At 56.5% G+C, this 17568-nt stretch carries 13 protein-coding genes; all 13 read right to left on the reverse strand.

Annotation, left to right across the window (positions count from 1 at the left end; genetic code table 11):
- Window positions 1-214: 214 nt before the first annotated feature.
- The 13 genes from J7M22_04680 to J7M22_04740 all read right to left on the reverse strand — a co-directional run bounded on the left by J7M22_04680 (window position 215) and on the right by J7M22_04740 (window position 17556).
- A complete protein-coding gene (locus J7M22_04680) occupies window positions 215-922 on the reverse strand; it encodes a hypothetical protein (protein ID MCD6505903.1) in 708 nt (235 codons plus the stop codon).
- Window positions 923-1038: 116 nt separating this feature from the next.
- A complete protein-coding gene (locus J7M22_04685; protein MCD6505904.1) occupies window positions 1039-2976 on the reverse strand; it encodes a hypothetical protein in 1938 nt (645 codons plus the stop codon).
- Window positions 2977-2980: 4 nt separating this feature from the next.
- The gene (locus J7M22_04690) at window positions 2981-3730 is read right to left on the reverse strand and encodes a LamG domain-containing protein (GenBank protein MCD6505905.1); all 750 of its coding nucleotides are present in this window, start codon (window positions 3728-3730) and stop codon (window positions 2981-2983) included.
- Window positions 3731-3931: 201 nt separating this feature from the next.
- Window positions 3932-5395 (reverse strand): hypothetical protein, encoded by a 1464-nt coding sequence (locus J7M22_04695; GenBank protein MCD6505906.1) that lies wholly within the window; start codon window positions 5393-5395, stop codon window positions 3932-3934.
- A 52-nt stretch (window positions 5396-5447) separates the two neighbouring features.
- A complete protein-coding gene (locus J7M22_04700) occupies window positions 5448-5981 on the reverse strand; it encodes a nitroreductase family protein (protein ID MCD6505907.1) in 534 nt (177 codons plus the stop codon).
- A gap of 159 nt (window positions 5982-6140) precedes the next feature.
- Window positions 6141-7280, reverse strand: coding sequence for a peptidase M14 (locus tag J7M22_04705; GenBank protein MCD6505908.1), 1140 nt, complete (start codon window positions 7278-7280; stop codon window positions 6141-6143).
- A complete protein-coding gene (locus tag J7M22_04710; GenBank protein ID MCD6505909.1) occupies window positions 7264-8634 on the reverse strand; it encodes a neutral/alkaline non-lysosomal ceramidase N-terminal domain-containing protein in 1371 nt (456 codons plus the stop codon). The genes J7M22_04705 and J7M22_04710 overlap by 17 nt, the downstream gene beginning before the upstream one ends.
- Window positions 8631-10481 (reverse strand): carbohydrate binding domain-containing protein, encoded by a 1851-nt coding sequence (locus J7M22_04715; protein ID MCD6505910.1) that lies wholly within the window; start codon window positions 10479-10481, stop codon window positions 8631-8633. The genes J7M22_04710 and J7M22_04715 overlap by 4 nt, the downstream gene beginning before the upstream one ends.
- A 391-nt stretch (window positions 10482-10872) precedes the next feature.
- Entirely contained in the window at window positions 10873-11457 is a 585-nt protein-coding gene (locus J7M22_04720; protein MCD6505911.1) for a hypothetical protein, read from the reverse strand.
- A 39-nt stretch (window positions 11458-11496) separates the two neighbouring features.
- Window positions 11497-13749: a S8 family serine peptidase gene (locus J7M22_04725; protein MCD6505912.1), complete on the reverse strand. Its 2253-nt coding sequence runs from the start codon at window positions 13747-13749 to the stop codon at window positions 11497-11499.
- Between the two features lie 61 nt (window positions 13750-13810).
- Entirely contained in the window at window positions 13811-15205 is a 1395-nt protein-coding gene (locus tag J7M22_04730; protein MCD6505913.1) for an RNA polymerase sigma factor, read from the reverse strand.
- Window positions 15206-15290: 85 nt separating this feature from the next.
- Window positions 15291-16457, reverse strand: coding sequence for an ROK family protein (locus J7M22_04735; protein MCD6505914.1), 1167 nt, complete (start codon window positions 16455-16457; stop codon window positions 15291-15293).
- A 307-nt stretch (window positions 16458-16764) separates the two neighbouring features.
- Window positions 16765-17556, reverse strand: a complete 792-nt coding sequence (locus J7M22_04740) for a sugar phosphate isomerase/epimerase (protein ID MCD6505915.1) — start codon at window positions 17554-17556, stop codon at window positions 16765-16767.
- Window positions 17557-17568: the final 12 nt, after the last annotated feature.

Consider the following 17568-nt stretch of genomic DNA (forward strand, 5'->3'; position numbering starts at 1 on the left):
CGATAGACGGCGCTCATGTGTGAATTTGCTTTCAAGCAGCGCGAGATACCTTTCCAACCCGCCGGGCTTCGTCGGTTCTCCCGCTAAGGCCGTTCCCGCAAGGGAGAGCGCCCATAAAAGCGCCATTACCGATATTCTTTGAGTTCGCAGCGAAGCAAGAACATCCCCCATATTTATCTCAACCACCTTCAGATGATCTCAGAAACCTCCAACGTCACCTTATCGCCCAGTGCGGGATCACCCGTGAGCTTCTATGCTTCACCCTCCCCCAGAGGGTTGCGAGTTTCCCACCGGCTTCGACGGGGGTTATCCATGGAGCTGAGACCTTGATGTACTCTATCACAAGCTCCCCTCTGTAATCCTCGGCGTAAGGGTCAGGGGAGACGGCGAAGAACCTCTTTTCGGCTATCCTGGGTATCTCAGCTACCTCCTTCCCATCGAAGTAGAATTTTATAGTATCTTTGAGGAGCTCTATTTTGTATGCGTGCATTCCGGGCGTGATCTTTCCGTCAAGCACGGTTCTTATGTTCTCATCCCTCACCCTCCAGGAATGGGGTTTAAGCCTGAACTGGGCGAGCCTCAGGGGGTTGTAAACCTCGCTCCTCTCAGGAGGGGTCATGACCTTGAGGGTAGTGACGTATCCGCTGTTTACGATCCCGGAGGAGTCGCACATAACCTCAAATGAGAACCCTTCCCTCGATACCTCCTCACGGTAATACAGGATTATCCCATCGGTCTCCCTGGGAGAGGAGAGGATGAGCTTTCCGTCCTCCATTTTGAAGGAGGCGTTCCCTACTTTCTTCACGACCCAGAACTTCTCTCTCAGCCCGGGTCCTTTGAACTCGTCCTTGAACTCACCCGCCTCGCTTGAGGAGATGATGAGGAGAACCAAAACGAGGAACGACAAAACTCTTGATACCATCTCAGCCACCTCCTTATCAGTGTCTTCTTCAATTATATCGCAACCCGAAAGTTACGTCAACGTGTTTTGAAAATATTTTGGAAACCTGATCCCCTTCTGGGAAACCCCATGACATTTCAGGGGAAGACCTTGTGTCCCTCCCTCCCCAGGACCATATCTATCAGGAGCCATATAGCGGCCGTCCCATATTCGCCGAAGATCAAACCGAGGAAGAACATCCTCGTCCTCCTGAAAAGCCTCGGCCCGCCGAACTTGAGTATGTTCCTCTTGAAAAGCCAGCCTAAAAAGAAGGAGAACCATATCCTCTCCGTCTCCCAGGACTGCGCCAGGATGTAACCGATGGGGTGAAGCGGCCACCACCATATCGTTCTCCTCAAAAGGATCAGGGCTGCTGTGAAAAGACCGCCGCATATCGCCGAAACCCACCAGCCCACATCTATCCCTTCCGGATACGATATGCTTCTGGCAAGCACCGAGTAGATGTATCTGGGACCCCTGTTGTAGAACCATTGATCCATCTCACACCCGCCGAACCTATGTGTGAGAAGGAGGGTGAAGGGGATGGAGATCAGAAGGCTCAGGGAGACGGCAAGGGCGAGCGAGGGGACGAAACGGCCCGGAGGAAGCCTAAGGCTACGGGCAACCCTGTGCGACTGCATCAGAGCGGGAAAGAGGAAGGTCTTGAGGTCGAACATGAAGGTGTATTCAATAGCGGTCGTGAGGGAGAGGCTCTGCGGACCTATTCTCCTTGTCCCCACCATCGGGTTGAGCAAGGTAGATGGGGTGACGGTGTCAAGGGCCTTGGCAAAGAGCATCCCGCTCTCGCATACCGCTCTCCCAAGCCCTATACACAGGGAGAGGAAGAGGCCTAACAGCAGGATGGAATACCAGAGCGAGATCCCCCAGACCGAAAGCCAGGCGATTATGCCGATGCCCGAAAGAGTCATGCCGAGGAGGGAGAGTCTGTATCCCTTATCCCCGGACTTAAGCGAGGAGATGACCGTCCGCATCAGGTATGATCTTGCCGAAAGGAGGGTTCCCAGGGCGAAGGTCAGGAAAGCGCCTCCGAACTGACCCAGCCCAACTCGGCTGAACGCCGCCCCCACCCCGAGCGCCGATGCAACGCAGATCTGAAATCTCCAGAACATCCAGAAGAACCACACGCTGAGGGAGACCTCCGTCGGGAGGAGGTATGAGAACCCTATCACGGAGAAGTAGACGAAACAATACCTGTTAAAAGGCCAGAGGGGCGTCCCCTCGAATACCCTTATCCTGGGCCTCAAATTCACATGGGGGAAGCCAGGAAAGTAGAAGTGAAGCCCGTTGAGCGTGTGTATCAGTGCCGGTATGGAAAACCCCACCCACATAAGCGGGTTTTTGAAGAACGGGTTAAGCAGACCTGAGCCTCTCTCGGATCGGGCAATCTCTATCGGAAGCTGAACCAGCGGGAAACTCAACCTCTCCTCTTCTATCCACCTCCTCTCCATCAGGAGGCTGAGGCAGAACATGAAGGTGTAAAGGAGCGCCGTCAAAAGGCCCCACCACAGCAGCGGACCCACCCACTCACTCCACGGTATCGGGTTTCCCTTTGCCCCCTCGTAGAACATCCTCAGAGCGGACCTCTCCTTAACGAAAAGCTGATCCGGCAGATAGCTGTGGAATATCTCCTTCCATTCGTTCGTCTCGTCCGCATAGTAGAAGGGTGCTGTAATTGCCGGCAGGAGCTGGGCTGTGAGCCCGTAGCTGGGTATCCCGACCGCAACGAGCATCATGCAGAAGATGATCAGGAGCTCGGAGGGGCTGAGGGAGAGGCGGGATGAGATGGCCTTGAGGGCGGGGTTGAGAAGAGCAGTGAGGAACAGGAAAAGGGAGATAGGACCGACTCCGAAATGGCAGCCGCTCAGCTCGGAGGCCTTCATGTAGATGTCGGTGTAGGGGACGAGAAGGGCAAGGAGTGCCGAGAGGAACGCACCCAGAAGGAGCGCCCTCGATGAAACCCCCGGGGCCGCCTTTCCTTTCAGGAGATGCTCCGAGGGAGGACGGCGACGTTCCACCTTATCATCTCCCCCCGCTCTTGAGCGGCAATGGGCCCCGATATTTGACCATTCCCCAGGTTGCGGGAAGCTTACCCTGGGGTAAGACGGCCATCCCTTCTATCACCTGTCGAATCTCCTCCTCGGAAAGCGCCCTGTTGAAGATGAGGACCTCGTCTATGAGCCCTTTGAAGAAGAAAGGGGTTCTCGGCTTGGAAAATCCGACCCCTATCCGGAGCGGTTCCGTGTTGTCGAACGAGCACGTAAAATCCATCTTCCCCTCAGCTTTGAGGATGCCGTCAATGTAAACCCGGATGAATCCCTTCCCCTTGAACGTGACCGCAACATGGGTCCATCTCGACCGCCTCAGGACGTTCTCCGCCTTAACGACGGCGATCCTCTCATCGGGTTCCCCTTTGGAGAAAACCTCAAACTGAAGCCCCAGCTGTTCCCCCACCGACAGCTCATAACCTCTCACGTTGTCCTCTGAACACCTGGAGATGATCACGTTACGGGGCTCCATCACGTCCGAGAATATCCATGCCATAAGGGTTACCTCCTCGGTTTTCCTCTTCGGTCCGCCCTTCACTTCCACATAGCCGTCGCCGGAGAACTCCAGGGCAAGGCCATACTTCCCCCTCGCCCACTTGGCGTTGAAGATAACCCCGTCGCTGTGACAACCGGACATATCGTGAGCTACCTTCCCCTCCCCTTCGTTGAAAGGGAGATGCAGAAGGAGCGCTTTCCAAAACATTATTAAACAGAGAGCGATCATCCTATAACTTACCTCCCTTAAACCGATCCTCGCTCAGTATTCCATACACCTCCGGCCTCCTGTCACGGAGGAAGGGGAGGAGCTGACGTGCCTGCTCTATCGCCCCCAGGTCGAGCTCCGCGATTAAAAGCTTCTCCCGAAGAACTCTATTTCCCCTTCCCTCCCGACTCGGATGTCATCCGGGTCCATCTCGACCTTTCTTCACAGGACGATGCGTTCCCCGTCGGGCGCGGGACCCTGGGGAGGTCGTAGCCAAGCGGGCTTCATCGTCCACGTCTGCAGCCGAGCGTGCTCCGCCAGCCGGTCGCAGGTGAAATCCAGGGGCATGGCCCAGTGCTCCCCGATCTCCCTGCGGACCCACGCGTCCACCTCGAAGGCGGGATCTGGATAGCGAGGTGTCTCATGGATGCGCAAAACCTCGTACTTCTCGTAGCGTGCCTGGGCAAGGTAGGTGCGAGCGGCCACCACTGCGAACTGGCCGATGCCCACACGTGCGCCCTCGACATGGAGGTTCGCAGGCAGTGCCCCCTCCTTGAGGACATGCCCTACCAGTTGACGGCACATCGTGATCACCTGTTCATGCGTGACCCTATCGCGCTCGATCCCGACCGCCGGCCGGGACTTCGGCCCGAGGACGTCCCTCCGCTGTACCTCGCTTGGAAGGTCGCCGTGCTCCTCCGCATAGATGAGCGACTCAGCGAACCCACAGACCAGCTCCGCTGGCGAGAACGTCGAATGGAAGACCGGCTTACGGGCGCGCTCCAGCTCCTCGGCATACAGCGTCAAGACATCCCGCCGGATATGCGAGGGCTGCGTCGAGAAAAGCCGTGTTGCCTCCTCGATTCCGACCACCTCCACGTCCGGATGGTCGCGGAGGTACTCCACGAATCGCCGGAAGTTGGCCCTCGCCCTCGCCTCCTCCTCTCCGGATTTAACGCCATAGAGCCATCCCAGCTCCTGGGGGGTGCGGGTCATCCCGCTTGCCAGGCAGTAATGTTCCTGCCATCCACGCGTCATAACCCGCACGGGATGGCAGCCGAAGATCGTGACGTACTCAAAGCCTCGGTCTATTCGGTTTTGTAAGGCCTTGTCAATCTCCCTAAGCCGCTGCTCGAAGATCTCATCGCGGCTGTAGATGGTATCCAAGCCAGTTGGGATCACGGTCTCGCTCGCCTCGAGGGGGAAGGTTAAAGCGCCTGCGTACCAAATTGGCTGATCGTATTCCTTGATCCTCACCACATTGTACATATAGGGGATTCCCCTCTCGCCGGCCACGGCGATGTGCTGGGGGGCGAAGTAGGCGTTGTGCCTCGAAAGGGCAACTGGCTCACGGCCGAAGGTCCGGAGATGTTCCTGGGTCACCTCCTCCTCGTACCTCCGCATGGCCTCCACCCCATCGTCCCAGCCCTTGTCCTGCAGTATCTCCGGGATCAACGGGTGTAGGTTGCCCTGCCCGTGCGACCCGATGCTATGTCCCGCCATCTTCTCGATCACATCGCTCCGTCCGCGCTCCCTCAGTGAGCGCGCCTTCTCGCCCATGACGAAGAAGGTGCCGCGTATGCCACAGTCGGTCATGATCTCGGCCAGCCAGCCCGGGATATCGTCTATGCGATACTCAGGCGGGAAGTACACATCCTCGACATCGAAGCACAGAACTGCATACATTTGATCTCCCTCCATATTCTTGGAAAGCTTTCTCGCCGCCTCCAGGCGGCCATTACTTAAACGTCTCCCAAAACACCACCTCCTCCAGCGGACGACGTCGCCTCGCTTTCGGCTCATCCGCTGGATACCCTATTGTCACCATCGCAACAGGCCGGACCGCCAGCGGGAAGTGCACGATACGGGCCACCTCCCCTTCGTTGAACGAACCGATCCAGCACGTGCCCAGGCCGTGCGACACGGCGGCCAACATCAGGTTTTGAATCGCCGCCGCTGTGTCCTGGATGGGGAAGATGTTGCGGAACTTATACGCATCCCACCGACCAGCAATTTCAGGACGCTCCATCAAGTCCGCACCGACCACCACAACGACAGGCGCCGAAGCAACCCATTCCTGTCTGGCGGCTGATGCGAGCTGCTTCTTGCGTTCCTCGTCCTGCACGACGACGAACCGACAGCACTCGGATGCGCAGGGCGCCCACCGAGCCATGTCCAGCAACTCCATAAGGAGTTCACGCGGCACCGGCTTCTTCTGAAACCGGCGCACCGAACGTCGCTTCTTGATCGCTTCCTCAACTGTCATGTCCATCACCTCCTGACAATTAGTTCACCTTTTCTGTCCACTCCATCGCTGATAGCCAATTCAGCGCTCATCTTGTCGGAATGTTCCATCTCGGCCGCTGCAGGCATCCTCCATATCCCAATCGCTAATCTATAGTCTATCTGCGTGCGCCGCCTAAGGCTATGCCTATTCCAGCGACTCGAGATACTTGCGCATCGCCCTGGCCAGGTCGTGGCCGAAAGCCCTGGCGGTTTCCGCTGTTACCGCTTGGCCCGATGCGTTGGCGTAGGGGATCTCCACAACGGCCGAGAAAAATACGCCGGGAATGGTCCTCACCCATCGAGAGAACGTCCTCGGCGGATCGTCGCCCCTATCGCGTGTGCTTCCATCCCAGCTCGTGAAAGACAGGCTGTCCTCCAGGTTGAAGACGAGAGGCCCTGCCTGCACGTGCTCGAGCATTCTCAGGAAGACCATCAGGCGTTGCCAATTCTCTTTGCCTTCAAGCCTCTCGGGGAAAAGGATCGTCTCGTGGTATTTGCCCCTTATCCAGGGGCAGTGCATGTCGAGAGCGAAGCGCAGACACCCTTCCGACCATTTCGGGATCAAATCCTTGATCGCCCGGACGGAGGGGTATATGCTCTGGCCAAAGTAGTCACGGTTATGGTCGTGAGGCCGGCGGTTCTTCCCCTGGTCGCCATCCTCGACACCGTCCTTGTCCACGAATGGGATCGCCATGAGTTCGAGATTCTTACGGAACCAGCCTCCGTCGTCGGTGTCCGCCAGAATCGCTTCGAGGACGCCTTCGAGAACGTAGCTGGCCATCATCTCACAGGCGTGGTGGCGGACCGTCAGGAGGACGCGGTGTCTGGGTTGGCCGTCGAGCTTGCCAGCGTGCAAGCGTTCAACGACTCGGCCTTTCCGAGTCTTGCACAGCTCTTTCACGGACAAATGAGGATTGTCCGCGTATCGCTTCAGGAACCGTTGCAGGTCCGCTTCTTGGTATGCCATGCCAAAGCAGAAACGCACATCCTCGGCGTCTTTCGCAAACGCATAAGCGAACGACGCTCCTTCCACCGCTTCCGCACCCAGCCACGACCAAGTAGTTCCGCCGTCGGTGCTGACCGCAGGCCCACGCACGCCGATCGGGTTCCCGTTGGTGAACTCGAACTTCAGCGTCCGGCCTGCTGCGCCGCGGACGCGAAAGTTCCAGTAAAACCACCACCCCTCCGTATCGCGCAAATCCTGACGAAGATAGACCGTATCCCCTTCGACCTTTTCGACGATGATGTTGCCGCCGGGATAGTCAGCGTCAATTGTCAGGCTCACAGGGTTTACCTCCTCTTCCTGATACCAGTTCCTCTATCGTCCTGACCAACACATCCTCCACCTCCTCGGAGAAGGTGGAGGGGTAAGGTATGAACTTATGCCAGTCGTATCTCGGTCTGTCGCCATCTTCACGGCAACTGCGGGCCGACGGAAGGTAACCCACATAGGCGTTTGCATAGGCTACCACGAAGGGATTCCCGATCCCGATCTTTCTACAGAGCGATTTTATCCTCAAGCCGACTTCCACGAACAGCTCCCCTGGAACCGCAACGAAGGCTATATCGTCCCCCAGGCGCATAACCTGGACCTCGCCCGGCACGCTCCTTGTCACATCGCCCTTCTTCAGGGCTTTGAGGGTCTCCTGGGCCCATATCAACCTTCGCTTGGGACCCCAGTCGGGCTTTTCGCCCTTCTGCCCCAACTCCCTCATCCTTCCCTCAATTGCCCGCAACTCCCGCTCCACGTCCTCGACGCTCGGCGGCTCGCACAGCGGGAGCTCCACGACCTTTGAGGCGACGCTCAACCCCTTGATCGGCTCAGGTTTCAGCGTCTCGGCCACCTTCACTGCCTCGGCGGCGATCATCCTTCCGTAACGTCTTGCATCCTCCCAGTCCCCGTATAGGAAGTCCTTCCCATCCTCCGTCAGGAAGGCTATCTTCGTGTCTCCCGAAGCACCGTTTGTAAAAAGCGCCACGACCCTGCCGTCGTAGATCCTCTCTATCGTGCTCTGAAGGTAACTCGGATAATCGCCCGAATAAAGGTGATGCCTCCCCCAGCTCATCACGGACGCATGTGCTGCGTAGTTCACAAGCAGCGCCATCATCCCCCCATCGTCGTCCACCCTCAGGACGCAGACCTCGTCGTCCTTCGGCCCTTCGGGGTTCGGTCCCCACTTAGCGCCGTCGGGCGTCATGATCCACCTGTTGATGCTAAGCTTGACCTCACCCTTTCCTGCCGCTATGAGAGCCTCGTGCTTGTTGGAATCCGCCGCATAGACCGCCCCCGCTATCTTATCCGCAAGCTCACGAAGGTATGCTTCACTCACACCCTCGCTCAGCCACCCGGTCGTAGGAGGACCGGAGTGGGTGTGGGAGGCGGCGAGCATCACTTTTTCACCCTCGATCCCCGTGAGCTCCTCGATCCGCCTGCGGGCCTCTATGACCGTATCCTCCCCGAAGAGGATAAGATCTCCCGTCACGATGGCCGCCCGCTCGTTCCCGTCATCGAAGACGAGGGCCTTGAGATATAGCTCATCCCTTACGCCCTCCGCCAGCACATCGCCTGCGTGAAATATTCCCCCGGGTGCCGGGGTTATGTTCGCCTTTGCAACGCCTACCCTGATGGTTTCCCTCATATTCCTCCTCCTTTAATCGTTTCACGATAGATATCCATTGGCGTCCAGACATCTTTCGGAGTCTCGTCGGTGCGGTCGTAAAGGTAGAAGACCACATACTCCAAGTTTCCCGCTGATAGGGATTCAAAAGTTAACGATGTGGAGTTCGTCCCCTCCTTCGTGACGGTGATGGGAACGGTGTGATAGCGACCGTCAATGCATGCGATAAGCCGCCACTTTCCCGGATAGAGCGGTCTCCAAGTTTCCCCGGGCTTGAAAGGCGAGCCTCTGCGCTCCCTCTGATACGCCACACGCCAGTTGACGGTTACCCGCTCGCCCTCCCTGATATTTCTTCCGATGCGCTGATAATGCCAGTAGCCGGGGCAAAGGACGCCGATGTAAACGGGCCTGCCACAGAAGAACGCAAACGGCGCCGTCCAGACACGGTCGCAATCGCCCTCGCCGATGAGACTCCAGCCTGAGTGCCACCCTCCGGGAGCATTTCCCGCGTAGTATCTGGTTCCAGTCCACGTACTCAATTTCTCCCCTTCCGGCAAAGGGTGGGCGATGAGAACCCAGAGCGCATCAACATCCACCGCCAGGTCCAAAAGCATCTTCGCTCGCAACGGGACTTTGCTCACGTAGTTGCCGGGGCGCTTCAAACTGTCGTCAACGAAATCGCCACCATCATCATTCGCTTCCGGGGCTACGATGATGCGGGTTTCGCCGTGCATCCCCTGCTCGTCCGCTTGCCATACGGGGCGAATCTCAAGCCAGGGCTTGCCGCCAAAGATACGATAAAGCGTGGTGACCGTTGTCCTGAAACCTCCCCGCTCGTAAGTGATGGCTTCGGAGTAGACCACCGCCTCCTTCGGGCTGTTCACAAGAATTCGGCAGAATTGAGAGCCTTCCCCGTAGTTGCGCAACTCTGTCGGGGTGAAGAAGACACGGTAAAGTTCGTTGTGCCTGCTCGGCGTCCCCTTTTCGTCCGTCTTGGCGTAAAGGAAGACCGAGTCGTAACGGCTGGAGTGCAAGGAGAGCCAGAAGTTCTCGCCCTCAAGGACGCAGTCGCCACGAAACCGATAATCCGTGACCCCGTAAGGCACTTGAGTCCATTCGTCCCTGTAGTTCCACGCCCGAAAGTCGTAGTGCTTCATGGAGAACTTTCGGTTGGTGTCCCAGATGCGCACGGTGCCTCTCTTGAGCGGTTTGTATCCTCCGCCCTCCCGTTTTCGGGACATTTTAACCCTTTTCCTCCCGGCTGGCGGAACTGGGGGCGGCGGCTTTTGCGTGCCGATGTAGACATCGTCAACGAAGAAAGTGGCGCCGGGTTCCACATCTCGCCCCCTCATGCCATACACGAAAAACATGAGCGCGATGCGCCTTGTGTTCGCCTTCGTGGTGAAGGTGCCCACATAGCGCTTCCATTCGGGCGTGGGGAGGACCTGGATGCCCTCAATGCCCCTGTCACGGTTCTTGCCCTCCTCGTCAAATCCCCAAGGGTGCACGGTTATCCTGCGCTTAAACCCGTAGCCTGCGATGTAAAAGGAGAAGTGGTAGGTCGTATTCGGCTTGACCGGTATCCCGTTTGGAGCGGTATAACCATCGGTCTCGCCCACCGCCAGACCCGTGCATGCGTAACTATCTTCCCCGAAGCCCGTGACCTTCAAAAAGGCGCACCGCTTTCCGGTGTAAAACTCCTCCTCGGTCGCACCCCAGAGGGCGGGCGTGTTGTAGTAATGCCCCCAGCCTACGGGCCTGCCTCGCTCGTCAACCCTTTCAGCGGACGGGTTCGGTGCGATGTTTGCTGGCGCTCCTATGGCGTAACATGTCAAGAATGCTACACTTAACAGAGCGCTCAAACTCATCTGGATGACCCCCAGGTCTCCGTGCGACTCAGGCGCCTATTTGAAGTAACCCGTAGGCTTGAAGTATGGAAATCGAGCGGGCATGCGAAGCGCCCGGCTTCAACCGTTTGGGGAAGAGCACTTCTTTCCCGCTCCTTTATTATATCGCAAGCGTAGAGTTACGTCAATATGTTTCAAAAGTTTTGAATTTTTCCGCATCCTTCTTGGGGGATAGCGGGTGCGCTCATACCGGCGGGGATATCGGGTTTGAACTTCACGATTATCTCATCGGGGAGGAACTTCGGAAGGTCGGAGAAGGTGTTGAGCGTTCCTTACAGAGGATGGGGAGGAGGAGTAGGGATAAACCGATTATCCCCGCTCCTTTGATGGTCTTGCGGGCGAAGCCACCTCCTCATGGAACCAGATAGCGAACGATGGACTTTATCCTGCCCCATAAAACGGCGAGCTTCCCCTTGGGGGCGACGGAAGCGTCAGAGGCTTCACGTCCCTCAGCTTTAGCCTTTCCCAGCTTTATCTCGGCTATCTTCTTCCCCTTCTTGTCCACGATCCTGTACGTTCTCTTCGCATCTATCGGCTCTTTTTCGGGTTCTCCTTTGTTTCCCTTCCATTTCTCCATCTTACCCTTTCCCGGGGGAAGGAAGTTCGGATTAACAGGGGTTATGCGGGTCACCTTTCCTTTTTCGATATCGACAAAGACGTTCCAGAACTTGTCCCGTTCCCTAAGCCTCACCAGGAAGCCTTTTTCCATGACCGACTTCCCGTTTATGAGCGTGAACCCTATCATCGGCATAGCTTGTTCCACCTCAGCCCCTTCAGTCCTGATGATCTCCTGGACCCTCGGATCGGCTTTGACTATCTCGATCGCCTTCTCCGTATCTCCAGCCGTCGGCTCGGGAATCCGGATGACCTCATCGGCATAACCCCAAACGGTGGCGAAGATCATCACCGTCAGGGCTATAACCAACCGATGTCCCATCATTTATCCCTCCTTTCCTTCAGCTAGGTTGACATCGATCTATTTCAAAATCGCAACTTTTTCCACGCCTTTAAACCCCTCTGCTTCCAATTTTATGAAGTAGATCCCGCTTGACACCTCTTCACCTCTCTCATCCCTTCCGTCCCATCTCTCCAGGTATCTTCCGGGAGCTTTATATCCCAGATTCATCCTCCTTATTGGCTTCCCCATTAGGTCGTATACGGTGATCCTGACCTCTGATCCCCTTCCTATTTCGAACGGTATCCACACCTCCGAGTTTGCGGGGTTGGGATAACACCTGTAAAACGCGTTTTTAAACCCCATCTCGCTTTCGCCTCTGACGACATTTACCCCTTTTCCCTTCCGGTGAGGTTTAAAAATCCAGCCTGGCTTTGACACCCTGATAAGCTCGAACGACAGAGAATCCGAATCGCCGGATAAGGGAGGGGAGATGAGAACGGCTTTGCCGTATATGTCGGTCCATGCCATGCTTACGACCCTCATGAAACCAGCTTTCCACATCCCCTCCACCAGCGCGCCCTTCACCGGGTTCCCCCTCCCGTCCACCACCGTCACGACGGCATAAACCTCCTCCCAGTGGAGGAATCTCCTCCTGTGGATCTCCACGTCTTTTACAAGTAGCAACCTGCTCTCCTTTGAGACGACGTTCACCCAGACCTCTTTCACGTTGTCCGAGGGGTCATCGTCATCGATCTTGACCTCAGCCGCTATCCTGTGGAGTCCTTCGGAAGCCTCCGACGTATCCCAGTTGAAACATAGGTTTTTCACGCCGAACGGCTCGATCTCCACCTTGGCGGTATCAATTTGAACCTTGTCCGTTAGATCGCTCACCGAGACGGTCACCCTCTCCGGCTCAGGGCTCATATTCTGAACCTTGACTTTGAGCTCCGCTTTCTCCCCAGAGATCACCTCGGATGGAGCGTCGATGGAGCAGAGGAGCAGGTTACGACTCCTTTCAGTGCCGAGGTTTAACGCATAGTTTAAAGCCCCGAATGCGTCCAAAAGCCCCCAGCCGTATTCCTCATCCCAACCCTTCTCCCCTAGATCCCTCGCCGATCTGAAGAGAGCTTCCCTGATCCTGGGTGGTTCCTCCACGCCTTTTGAGATGAGCAGTGCGCATACGGCTGAGACATGGGGAGCCGCCATCGATGTCCCCTGGAAGAACCAGTATTTAAAATCCCTGGGATCGCCTACGAACGTCTGTTGCAATATCCCGTCCCCGTAGCCGTCTCCGTTCCGATCGACCCGAACGTTCCCACCTGGGGCGACCAGATCGATATACCATCCGGTGTTCGAGTAATAAGCCCTCTTCCCATCATACGTTACCGCTCCGACCGCTATGCAGTATTCATCGTAAGCCGCCGGGTAGGCCGGAGAGTCGTCCTCTAAAAACTCGTTTCCAGCGGCCGTCACGAGTATGACCCCTGACCTGTATGCGAACCTCAGAGCATCCTCCAGGGTTTTCGCCGGCTCGCTTCCCCCCAGGCTCATGTTTATCACACGAGCGCCGTGTTTCACGGCGTAATATATCCCATCCGCTATCCACGCGTAGTTCCCATGACCGTTTCTATCCAGGACCTTGACGGGCATTATGGAACAGTTGAAAGCTATCCCCGCAACCCCCATCCCGTTATTCGTCGCTTGGGCTATCGTCCCGGCTACGTGTGTCCCATGTCCGTTGTCGTCGTTCGGATGGAAGTCGTTTTCCACGAAATCGTATCCCCCCACAAATCGGACGCCGCGCAGATCAGGAGCCATCCTGTAGATCCCGAAGTCCTCATATGCAACGCCCGTGTCGAGGACAGCGACTATCACACCGTCCCCTTTAGATATATCCCAGGCTTTTTCGGCGTTTATCCCGTGCTCGGCTTTCAGGTTCCATTGATAGCGGTAGTAGGGGTCGTTCGGGCAGAAGAGAGCTGTCGCCGTATAGTTCGGCTCGGCGTATTCGACCTCAGGCTGTCGGCTGTATACCTCCACCATCTCCTCGACAGTTTTGCCTTCGGGTATCCTCAGCCTGAAAAACCCCGCATATGGGCTGCGATAGATCACCTTAGTTCCATAAAACGAGTTTATAACATCTATCCTCTCGGCGGGGATGTCAGGTTTGAACTTCACGATTATCTCATCGGGGAGGAACTTCGGAAGGTCGGAGAAGGTGTTGAGCGTTCCTTTGGTCTGAATTTCTCCCAAACAGAGGATGGGGAAGAGGAGCAGGGATAAACCGATTATTCCCGTTCCTTTGATGGTCTTGCGGGCGAAGCCTTCCACCGTGTCATCACCTCCTCATAGCACCTGATAGCGAACGATGGACTTTACCCCGCCCATCCTATTAAAACGGTGCGGCGGGGCCTCCGGTGTAATCCTGCGCCGAGAAGTAATCGGGGTTCCCGTCCCACGGGAGCTCCTTTCCCAGATACTCGGCTATCCCCTTGTAGTCCACGCCGAGATGGGGGTCATCCGCCCTAAAGGAGACATAGGAGGGGAAAAGCTCCTCGATCCTCCTTATAAGCTCCATCTTACGCTCGCTTATCCTCCTGAGCTCATCGTGCGGATTCTGATCCGGGCTCACGCTGATCCTAACCTTCCTATAGCCGTCCTCCCGTATCTCCTCTCTGTGATGGTGACCGGCCGATGTCCCAATGATGAGCTTACCGATCTCACCGCCCTCGATCACCTTCTTGGGATTGACGAGGAGCTCTTTCTCCTCATCGTATAGCCTCTTGAGCTGGGGGAGTATCTCGGCCAGCTCGGCGTAGAGCTCGGCTTTCCTCAGAAGCTCAGGCGGTAGCTCCTGATTCTCTTGATTCTCCCCTTCCCCTCCCGACTGTCCCGCCTCCTCCAACTCCGTCGGCCTTCCCTCCTCATACCCCTCTTCGCCTTCCGATTCGATCTCCGTCAACAAGCTATCAAGCCATTGATCGATCCACTCGGGGCTCGGTCGCTCTTCAGCGCTTTCCCTGGGGGAGCTCCCTTTGAGATCGGCCGTGTAGGCGGTCTCCTCCGCCCGCTCCTCCCTTATTTCCCGAGGCCGCTCCCCGAGATTATGAGGATTATGAGCCAGCCAAACCCACGAACCGCAGACCACCATCAGCCCTATTCCCGTTAAGGCCAGCTTGGTTGAAAGCTTCATCCCCACACCTCCCATCATCTCAATCACCCTGGCCCAGGGTGCCGTTATCAGAGCTTTAAGCCTCTCCATTACTTTCTCCCTAACTCTCCTCTTTGCCCTGTGAACCCTGGAGGTGATGGCGCTATATGAGAGGTTGAACCTCCTGCAGAGCTCTTCGTAGCTTTTCCCTTGGAGGAACCTCTCCTTCAGGATCTCCCTCTCCAGAGGTGGAAGCTCCTCTATAGCCGCTATTATCTCCTTGACCATCTCCCTCCTCAACAGCTCCTCATCCACAGGGGGTAAGGAGAGTTGATCATGTTTCAACTCGCTCAGCAGGAGCTTTTCGCCTTCCCTCTTCAGCCTCTCCATCCTGTCGAGGGCGATATTACGGGCTATCTTCTTGAGCCATGGGAGGAAGGAGGAGGGGTTTCTAAGGGTTTCCAGCTTGAAATACGCCTTCAGGAAGGCGTCCTGGGTCACCTCCTCGGCGTCCTGCCTGTTTCCCAGAATCCCCTCCACGAAGGAGCAGACTTCCTCCCAATGCCTCTCAACGAGCTTTGAGAAGGCGATACCCTCGCCCGATAGGGTCTGATGCACCAGATCCTCGTCTTTCATTCTCAACCTCTCACTAATATAGACGGGTGTTCTGGGAAGGATTTTGCAGATCGCCCCTGTTTACGTGTATTGCTGGTGGGAGGGGTCAACATGGAGGCTCAAAGGCTTTCTCCAGAGCGAAATTGGCCGCCCCGAGCGCCCCAGCGTATATCCCCAACCTCGAAAACCTCACCTTCACCCTATCCTCCCCTATCCTATGCTCCTTCAACCCTCTTCTGATCCTCTCCAACGCGAAATCTCCTCCCTCAACTATGTTCCCTCCTAACACCACGACCTCCGGGTCGAAAAGCTCTATCGCGTTCACAAGGGCTATGACCAGATAATCCACGGCCTCCCCTATAACTTCCCTGGCGACCTCCTCCCCCTCCTCTGCCATCCTGAACAGATCCAGAGCCGTGATATCATCCCTCTTCATCAGCTTCCTGCCCCTTTTCAAAATCGCCGGCTCGGATGAGAATACCTCCAGACACCCCCTCCTGCCGCATATGCATCTGGGCCCACCTGGGGACACTACGGTATGACCTATCTCCCCTGCATCCTCCCTCCATCCCTTGACCAGTCTGCCGTCCACAAACACCCCCATCCCTATTCCCTCTCTGACGTGTATGTAAAGCATGTTATCCGCTTTCTCCTCGCCGAACTCCCTTTCCCCTAACACCATCAGGTGCGGCCCTACCTCCGTGAAGACCGGGAAATCGAAGTTTCTCTCCACCATGGCCTTGAGGGGAACGTCCTCCCAGTGGGGAAGCCTGGGTATGGGCTTGAGAAGCTGTGTTTCCTTCTCTATAGAACAGGGCACGCCCACAGCTGCCCCCACTATCCTCTCCAACGGCACGCCGTTTCCGGAGGCTATCTCCCTGATGGCATCTACCATTCTGCTTGCGACAGCCGATGGAGGATCTTCCAGACGGGTGGGGATCACCGCTCTGTTGAGAACTCTCTTTCCGAGATCTATCAAGGCCACCGTTAGGTTAGGGGCGCCGAAATCGATCCCTATCGAGAAGGCGGCTGAGGGGTTAAGGCTCAAAAGCTTGGGAGGTCTCCCTCCGGACGATTTCCCTTGTCCCTTTTCTATAAGAAAACCCTCGTTCACAAGCTCGCCTGTATACTTAAGGACGGTAGGTCTGCTCAGCCTCACCCTCTCCTCTATCTGCGAGACGGTTCCAGTTCTGAGACATCTGATGGCGTTGAAAACCGATAGTTTAGCCTCGTTCTCCCTCATCCTCTCTATCAGCTCCCTGACCTTCAGCACAGCTTTACCCCCTTTCGAGCTTATTATCCTACATGAGATCGGGTTTCGTCAACTTGCTTTGTAAAAGTTCGCTTTTATTTCCCCTGAGTGTAGCGGTTATCCATGAGGAGGAACGAGGGGAAGGGAAATCCGTTGCACGTTCAACGTTTAACGTTGTAACGTTTTCCGCCCCTGGTTCCTCGTTCCTTTCCGCTCTGAGAAATAAATATCTCTGACCTCTCGGATCTCCGCTACACTATATGAGCGAAGTTAAAATTTTCAGCCTGGCCCTGCGTGCTCCTGGAGGTTACCCCGTGGAGCGAACTCCTCATCCCATCAGCTTCCTGAGCTCCTCCGCTGCCCTGCGGGCGAACTTCTCCCTCGGCAGGAGCTTGGATTTGGGTTCGTTCAAAACGACGTAACCGTCAAACCCGACCGCCTTCAACCCTCTGAAAACCGATCCGTAATCCAGCCCACGTGGGTCGCCCAAAAGGCAACGTGTATAGTAGAACCCTCCTTCCTCCATCACATCGGGTTCGTCCGGCTCGGCAGGTCGGACGTTCTGGACGGAGAGCTGACAGATGTGCCCACCCAACCGTTTCACCGCTTCCTCGCCATAATCCTGCCTCGCGACGAACAGGTTTGCGGGGTCGTATTGCAGACCGAAGTTGTCACGCCCTACCTTCGCTATCGCATCAAGGCAGGAGTCAACCGTCTCGAAAGGACCTCCCGTGTGGGTCTGGACGATAAGGGTCATCCGGTGGGGTTTGAGCAGGTCGCACGCCTCCTTAAGCCATCCCGCATCACCAACCCAGACCTTCAGCACCTCGCACCGAAGCGTCTCGGCGAGCGGGATGAATTCCTCCAGCCTCTTCAAACCCTCCTCGTCCGCGCTTATCCCTGGCGGCATGCAGCAGGAGACATCCATGCCGAGTTCGTCCGCCACCTTTCGGAACTGCTCCACTTCCTCGAGGGTTGTATTGACTGTGATCTGGGTCGCACGCAGCTCCACAGCGTCATAGCCGCAGGCTTTCGCAAACCTCAGAAATTCGGGCACGCTCATCTCGCAATAGCGATATTGAACCTCAATGAGCCTACCCGAGAGCGAAAGGCGCATCATCCCTTCACCTCC

The sequence above is a fragment of the Candidatus Poribacteria bacterium genome, from assembly GCA_021162805.1.
Taxonomy (GTDB): domain Bacteria; phylum Poribacteria; class WGA-4E; order B28-G17; family B28-G17; genus JAGGXZ01.